This is a genomic window from Cetobacterium sp. ZOR0034, assembly GCF_000799075.1.
GTDB lineage: Bacteria > Fusobacteriota > Fusobacteriia > Fusobacteriales > Fusobacteriaceae > Cetobacterium_A.
This window is the reverse complement of record NZ_JTLI01000099.1, coordinates 1-998: the sequence shown is the minus strand read 5'-3', so window position 1 is coordinate 998 and position 998 is coordinate 1. Positions and strand designations below refer to the sequence as shown.

1 protein-coding gene and 1 pseudogene are annotated in these 998 nt (G+C 26.3%); both read left to right on the top strand.

Features of this window, described 5'->3' with window-relative positions; genetic code table 11:
• The first annotated feature begins 175 nt into the window (after positions 1-175).
• Positions 176-784 carry a hypothetical protein gene (locus L992_RS12415; protein WP_052191817.1) on the top strand — a complete coding sequence of 203 codons (609 nt, stop codon included), beginning with the start codon at positions 176-178 and terminating at the stop codon, positions 782-784.
• 96 nt (positions 785-880) lie between these two features.
• Positions 881-998, top strand: a pseudogene (locus L992_RS13615) (transketolase); the annotation flags it as partial.

Below are 998 nucleotides of genomic sequence, written 5' to 3'. Positions count from 1 at the left end.
GATTCGCGATAAGAGAAGGAGGAAGAACGGTAGCTTCTGGAGTTGTTGCAGAAATTACTAAGTAATCTTACTTAAAGATAATATATTGAGAGAGTTAAGTTAAATCTTAACTCTCTTTTTTATTTTTTCATTTATAAAAATATGATATAATATGAAAAAATAGAAAGGACAACATATGGTAGTTGATTTTACAAATATTATAGAGACATTTGAAACCATAAGTTTTATAGGAATAATATTAATTTGGATGTCTTTTTTAATTGGATTGAAATTTCCTGATTGGGATTTTAAATTGAAAATAAAGCATAGAAATATATTAACACATAGTCCAATAATTCTTTGGATAATGATATATTTTTATAATACTCAAAAAGATGTTGAAGTATTTAGGTTTGCAATTATGGGATTTGCTTTAGCAATAGGTTTACATATGATTTTTGATTTTTTCCCGAAAGGGTGGTCAAGAGGTGCATTAATATATTTTCCATATTTAAAACTTGGATTAGGAGTTAAAGGAAGTAAAGGATTTATATTTTCTACAAGTATTTACTGTATATTTTTAGCAATAAAATATTCAAAACATTATCTAGAGGTGATTATATTAACATTCTTAGGAGTGTACACTATTATTAAAAATATAAAAAAAGAAGAGAAGTTTTTTAGACCCTTTAGCTTTTTTGCAACGACATGTGTATTTTTAAGTGCAGTAAAATATGATGAAATAAGTGGAAGTATAGGAATTGTTGTACACTTTATTTTGGAAAAAATAAAAATCCTGTTTTAGTACATCAAAATTGAAATAAATCCTGTAGCTTAACTTGACAAAACAGCTTGAATTTTAATATAATTTAACTAAATAAAAGGATTGAGAGGAGAAAAAATGAGAGACATAAAATTTTTAGTAGAGCAAGCTACTAAAATCAGAAAAGACATTGTTCAAATGATTTGTAAATCTAAGTCAGGACATCCAGGAGGATCATTATCAGCGGCGGATATAG